Source organism: Thalassospira sp. UBA848, from assembly GCF_002295455.1.
Classification (GTDB): domain Bacteria; phylum Pseudomonadota; class Alphaproteobacteria; order Rhodospirillales; family Thalassospiraceae; genus Thalassospira.
In genome coordinates this window covers 14634-20952 of sequence record NZ_DBGS01000003.1, presented here as the reverse complement: position 1 = coordinate 20952, position 6319 = coordinate 14634, and the positions used below count along the sequence as shown (strand labels likewise).

General features: G+C 52.8%; 6 protein-coding genes and 1 tRNA gene. 6 read left to right on the top strand and 1 reads right to left on the bottom strand.

Annotated features, from left to right (window positions below; translation table 11 throughout):
• A tRNA-Ser gene (locus B2R48_RS00300) sits at positions 1 to 87 on the bottom strand.
• Between the two features lie 161 nt (positions 88 to 248).
• Between B2R48_RS00300 and B2R48_RS00295 the strand changes: the two genes are divergently transcribed.
• The 6 genes from B2R48_RS00295 to B2R48_RS00270 all read left to right on the top strand — a co-directional run bounded on the left by B2R48_RS00295 (position 249) and on the right by B2R48_RS00270 (position 6307).
• On the top strand, positions 249 to 1073 hold the full coding sequence (locus B2R48_RS00295; RefSeq protein WP_296996365.1) for a YdcF family protein: 825 nt from the start codon (positions 249 to 251) through the stop codon (positions 1071 to 1073).
• A gap of 22 nt (positions 1074 to 1095) precedes the next feature.
• Positions 1096 to 2100: a lytic murein transglycosylase gene (locus B2R48_RS00290; protein ID WP_296996362.1), complete on the top strand. Its 1005-nt coding sequence runs from the start codon at positions 1096 to 1098 to the stop codon at positions 2098 to 2100.
• 74 nt (positions 2101 to 2174) lie between these two features.
• A complete protein-coding gene (locus B2R48_RS00285; protein ID WP_296996360.1) occupies positions 2175 to 3218 on the top strand; it encodes a septal ring lytic transglycosylase RlpA family protein in 1044 nt (347 codons plus the stop codon).
• Positions 3219 to 3361: 143 nt separating this feature from the next.
• A complete protein-coding gene (locus B2R48_RS00280) occupies positions 3362 to 4540 on the top strand; it encodes a D-alanyl-D-alanine carboxypeptidase family protein (RefSeq protein ID WP_296996359.1) in 1179 nt (392 codons plus the stop codon).
• A complete protein-coding gene (gene tmk / locus B2R48_RS00275) occupies positions 4537 to 5193 on the top strand; it encodes a dTMP kinase (protein WP_296996356.1) in 657 nt (218 codons plus the stop codon). Before B2R48_RS00280 ends, tmk begins: the two co-directional genes overlap by 4 nt.
• Positions 5194 to 5200: 7 nt before the next feature.
• Positions 5201 to 6307 (top strand): DNA polymerase III subunit delta', encoded by a 1107-nt coding sequence (locus tag B2R48_RS00270; protein WP_296996354.1) that lies wholly within the window; start codon positions 5201 to 5203, stop codon positions 6305 to 6307.
• Positions 6308 to 6319 lie beyond the last annotated feature (12 nt).

Below are 6319 nucleotides of genomic sequence, written 5' to 3'. Positions count from 1 at the left end.
CGGAGAGGGTGGGATTCGAACCCACGGTACCCGTAAAGGCACGGCGGTTTTCAAGACCGCTGCATTCAACCGCTCTGCCACCTCTCCGCAAAACTGGTTGGAGCGCTTTGCTCTGGGCGCTTTCAATAAATTGGGGAAGATGACCTGTCAATAGGGCAATCCAATATTGCAGCGAATGCTGGCGATTTATCGGGATTTCGGTATGGTAAGCCGGTTCAAATAACCAATTGTTTTCGGAACCTGCGATCGTGTTCTACTTCCTGTCCAAAACCGTCAGCATCCTGATCAATACAGCTTTCATGCATGGCCTTTTACTCGCCATTCTCTTTGGTCTGTTGATCTTTGGACGCACGCGTAGAATCGCGATTGGCGGGCTGGTTTTCGTAACCGGGGCATCGCTTCTGATCACGGTTATTCCTGTTGGTACTATCCTGTCGCACACTTTGGAAAGCCGGTTTGAGAAGCCAGATCTTGCAAACATTGAGTTTGCAGGTGCGGTAACACTTTCAGGAAGCCTTGACCCTTCTAGCTACTTAGAACGTGGCGAAATGCATGTCGGTGCATCGGCGGATCGTATCTTTACCATGATGCGTGTCGCGAACCTGTATCCAAACAAGCCGGTCCTTTTTACCGGTGGAGATGGCAGCCTTACTGATCGCGGTTTTAGCGAAGCGGTCGTGCTCGAAGACTGGCTGGACGATTCGGGACTGAAGACACCGAATATGTTTTTTGAAACGAAATCACGTAACACGCATGAGAACGCAACCAAATCTCTTGAACTGGTTTATCGAGATTGGCCGGAGCTTGCGAAAAAACCTTGGGTCCTAATTACTTCGGCACAACATATGCCGCGCGCTGTCGGAGCATTCCGCCAGGCAGGCTGGAACGTAATCCCTTATCCTGTCGATAGATTCACCTCCGATGACATCCATTTAGCAAGTCTTAACGTCTCAGGGGCTATCAAATCATTGGGTCGTGCTTTGCGTGAATGGGTTGGGTTAACCGCTTATTACTGGACCGGCCGAACCGATGAATGGTTCCCCGGACCAAAAGAATCCGGGACTGAAAACTGATACAAATTTGGATGAGGCTTAGATGAAATTCTGGAAACTGCTTACCGCTGCCTCCGTCGTTGCCGTGATGGCAGCACATGCACCAGCCTTTGCACAGACTGATGAGAAACTTCCAGAATTTACCACCGAAGGATTTGACGAATGGCTCGTTGAATTCAAAAAAGAAGCCGCAAGCAAGGGCATTTCGGAGGCAACACTTGACGTTGCCTTTGCCGATACAAAGCCGATCCCCAAAGTAATCGAATATGATCGCAGCCAGCCTGAATTCAAACTGACCTTTGAGCAGTATCTTGATCGCGTTGTGCCGCAGTCCCGAGTGAATGAGGGTCGCCGCAAATACGCTGAAAACCGTGCTGTCATTGATGCCGCAGCCAAGAAATACGGTGTGCCGGGCCATTACCTGACCGCGTTCTGGGGTATCGAGACCGGGTTTGGTCGCTTTACTGGCGGATATTCCGTTGTGGATTCACTAGCCACCCTGGCATTCGAAGGCCGTCGCGCTGAATATTTCCGCAAGGAATTGATGAACGCGCTTACCATTATCGATGCCGGTCATATCGCGCCGGAAAAGATGTCAGGCTCCTGGGCTGGCGCCATGGGGCAGGCCCAATTCATGCCGTCAACATTCCTGAACTACGCACGTGATGGCAATGGCGATGGCAAGATTGATCTTTGGGGCGCAAAGGAAGATGTGTTCGCCTCTGCTGCGAACTATTTGTCATCCGTTGGATGGCATGCAGATGAGCGCTGGGGCCGCAAGATCAGCCTGCCGGAAAACTTCGATATGGAACTGGAAGGTCGCGATATCCGCAAGCCGATTGCAGAATGGCAGCAGCTTGGTGTTCGGATGCCAAGTGGCGCAGACTTGCCTGTTGCGGATATGGATGCCTCAATTGTCATCGTAAATGACGGTGAAGGCCCAGCCTATATGGTTTATAACAACTTCCATACCATCATGCACTGGAACCGCTCGACATACTTTGCAATCGCTGTTGGTACGTTGGCCGACGCGATCGCTGGTCGATAAAAACACTTAATTCGAATAACGGCAGTTTGATCTGAACGAGCATGGACAGAGCATCTAAAAGCGGGGACACCTTGATGCCCAAACCACGAAACAGTGCCTTGGCACATTTGCGATCCAAAGGCCGCCTCGCTATGGCGGCCGCAGCACTTGGTATCTTGCTGGCAGGTTGTGCTGAAACTCAGCTCGCTGTTCATGGCGTCAAACGGCTCGGCGGACAATCACAACCGACGCAGATCGGAAATTACAAGATCGGCAATCCATACGAGATTGCCGGTCAGTGGTATTATCCTGCAGTCGATTACGAATACAGTGAAACAGGTATCGCATCCTGGTATGGGCCGAAGTTCCACGGCAAAAAAACGGCAAATGGCGAAATTTTCGATCAGTATGAAGTTTCAGCAGCCCATCGTACCTTGCCGCTGCCCAGCATCGTTCGCGTAACCAACCTTGAAAACGGCAAATCAATCAAGGTTCGCGTAAATGATCGCGGACCGTTTGCCCATGGTCGTATCATCGATATGTCGCGCCGTGCTGCACAACTTTTGGGGTTCGAGCGCAAAGGCACGGCAAAGGTGCTGGTTGAGGTGGTCGAGGCAGAAAGCCGACAGATCGCGGCCATCGCACAGGGTAAGGCAGCCCCGAAAGTAAGCGTCGCGGAGCAAAGCACTGTAAGTGCTGCACCACGCGACGTCGTTGAAACGGTTCGTCTGGATGATGGTCCCATTGCTGATAGCGGGGAACCGACGACATCCCGTATCAAGCTAACACCACCTTCGGCAAACACCAGCGTTGAATCCGCTCCGCTTGACGGTGTGGTAGAAGAAGCCGCTATTGTAGAAGTAACACCGGTCGCAACATCATCTATCTACGTACAGGCCGGCGCCTTTTCCATTTATGACAACGCATTGAATCTTCGCAATCGCCTTTACGACCTTGCCCCCAGCAAGATAGAGCCGATCGAGGTCAAGGGCACTACCTTTTACCGCGTGCGTCTGGGCCCGCTTGAAACTGTGCCAGAGGCTGACATTCTTCTCGAACGTGTTATTGCAACGGGACAAAACGGCGCAAAAGTGGTTGTAGAGTGCGCAGAAGGCGGTTCGGCCACATCTGGTTGTTGATTGAAAAAGGCAGGTTATGCTAGCGATTTAATGTGCCGACCTCGCAGCTGTTGCACAATTCTGCCGAATTTGCGACATAAGCAAAACAGCGGATACACCGGTTCCCGGTGGTTAGAGAATTTATTTAACAGGGTTTGTATGCCATGACTTTGATGCCGCCAGTTCCGTTCAAAAACACTCTGAACCGGGTAGTGGCCGGGGCCTTTATTCTTGGTTCTGTCATGGCTATGTCGATGAGTTCTGCAAGTGCGCAAGCCATCGAGACGAATGCGCGTGAAGCATTCATTATGGATTTTGACACCGGGGCCGTGCTGCTTGACAAGGAAGGGGATACCCTGACCGAGCCAGCCTCGATGACCAAGATGATGACCGTCCATATGCTATTCAAGTATATCAAGGATGGTCGCGTTTCCATGGACGACACCTTCCATGTCAGCGAGAAAGCCTGGCGAAAAGGTGGATCGAAAATGTTTGTCGAGGTGAACTCCAACGTTTCGGTTTCAGACTTGCTACACGGAATTATCGTCCAGTCGGGCAATGATGCTGCAATCGTGGTTGCAGAAGGCCTTGGCGGGTCAGAAGAAGCCTTTGCCGAAGCCATGACCGAAGAAGCCCGCGCAATAGGGATGACCAAGTCTGTCTTTAAAAATGCGACCGGATGGCCCGCAGAGGGTCATCTTGTTACGGTTCGTGATCTTGCAATCCTTGCGCGTGATACCATTCGCAACTTCCCTGATCTTTATGAACTCTATTCCGTTAAGGAATTTACCTATAACGGCATCCGTCAGCCAAACCGCAACCCGCTTCTTGGTACAAGTGCAGGTGTCGATGGCCTTAAAACCGGCCATACCGAGGCTGCCGGATACGGCCTGACGGCTTCAGCCGAACGTGATGATCGTCGTCTTATTCTTGTCGTCAATGGATTGGACTCCGTTCGGGAGCGTCGTACGGAATCACAGAAACTCCTTGATTGGGGCTTCCGCGAATTTGACAACTATGACCTGTTCGCCGAAGGCGAAACGGTTAGCTCTGCCAATGTCTGGTTGGGGTCAGAACCCAAGGTTGATCTTGTCGCAGACAAGGAAGTTCTCCTCACATTGCCGCGTACCGCAAGCCGCGATATGAAGGTATCAGTCGTTTATGAGGGACCGGTCCCGGCGCCGATCAGTCAGGGTGATCAGATCGCGATGCTTAAGGTCGAAGTGCCCGATCAGGACACTATCGAGTTTCCGCTCTACGCCGCCCATGATGTCGGACGCCTTGGTTTTGTCGGCCGTATCGGGGCAGCGATCAAATATCTGCTCTGGGGGGCAAACGGGTGACACTTAAGCCCGGTTTGTTCATTAGTTTCGAAGGTGGAGAAGGCAGCGGAAAGTCGACCCAGATACGCTGTCTTGAAAAGTGGTTTCGCGATCAGGGTGAAGATATTGTTGTTACCCGTGAACCCGGTGGATCGCCGGGGGCAGAAGAAATCCGCAACCTTATTCTGACCGGTGACCCCGGACGCTGGGATCCCGTGACAGAGGCGCTTTTGATGTTTGCGTCACGCCGCGATCATGTTGAGCGGACCATTCGCCCGGCACTCGATAGCGGCAAGATCGTCCTGTGTGACCGGTTTGCTGACTCATCTGTCGCGTATCAGGGATACGGTCATGGTCTTGGGGCTGATTATATCCGCAAGCTTTGGCAACTGGCGATCGGTGACTTTAAACCCGACCTGACCCTTATTTTTGATCTGCCGCTTGAACTTGGCCTTGAACGCGCAAGCGAACGGTTTGCCAATGTCAGTGCAGCGGAAGATCGTTTTGAACGCATGGGGCTGGAATTTCACCAACGCCTGCGCGATGGCTTCCGCGAAATTGCTTCTGATGAGAAGGACAGATGTCACATCATTGATGCAAGTGGTGATATTGAGACAGTAAGTGAACGGGTTATTTTGGCTGTTACGTCCCATATTGCCGGGCAGGGGGCCTGAACCGAACATGGCCAAGGACGATCTTCCCGCTGAAGAAAACCCCTTCGAACCACGCCGAAATGATGCACTTCTTGGCCATGAAGAGGCCGAGAAAACCATTCTGGATGCCTGGAACAGCAAACGCATGCATCACGCCTGGCTGCTGTGCGGCCCCAAGGGCGTTGGCAAAGCAACACTGGCCTACCGCATGGCGCGCTTTATTTTGTCTGGCGGCGGCGAAAATGGCGGTGCTGGCCTGTTTGGCGATCAGAATGACGGCCTTTATGTCGATCCTGAGGATCCGGTTGCACGGCGTATTGCCGGTGGAGGACATGGTGACCTCAAGGTTGTTGAACGCCAGTATGACGACAAGAAAAAACGCCTGCAGGGCGAAATCACGGTCGCCAATGTGCGTACCGTTGGCAACTTCATGTCCAAAACCTCTGCCGAAGGCGGGTGGCGTATTGTCATTGTCGATGCTGCCGATGAATTGAACCGCAATGCAGCCAACGCGATCCTTAAGGTTCTCGAAGAACCGCCTGCCAATGCGATGATGATCCTGGTTGCCCATCATCCGGGCCGATTGCTGCCAACCATCCGCTCTCGGTGCCGTCGCCTCAACCTTGGTCCGCTTGAAGATCATCAGGTTGTTGATTTGCTGGGGCGCTATTGTCCGGACATGGATCTTGGCGCACGTGACGCACTTTCGGGGCTGGCAGAGGGCAGTATAGGTCGCGCGCTGCAGCTTCACGATGTCGGCGGGCTTGAGCTATATACCGATCTTGTAAACATCATCGCAGCTCTTCCGAATGCAGATGTCGCGGCCCAACACAAGTTTGCAGAACGTTTTTCACCTGCAGACAAGGATGCGGCCTTCGCCACCATCACCGAATTAATGCACTGGTGGCTTGCGCGGATGATCCGGTTTGCTGCCACAGGGCAGCCCCCCAGAGAAGTCGTTGACGGTGAACTGCCCGCAATGCAACGCATGGCCGCCGCGCAACCGCTTGATCAATGGCTAGAGGTGTGGGAAAAGATCAACGAACTGATGGGCGCGACCCGCGGTTTGCATCTTGATCGCAAGCAAGCCTTGCTAAATGCATTCTTCATGCTTGAAGAAACCATGCGAACCTGACATCACTGCCCA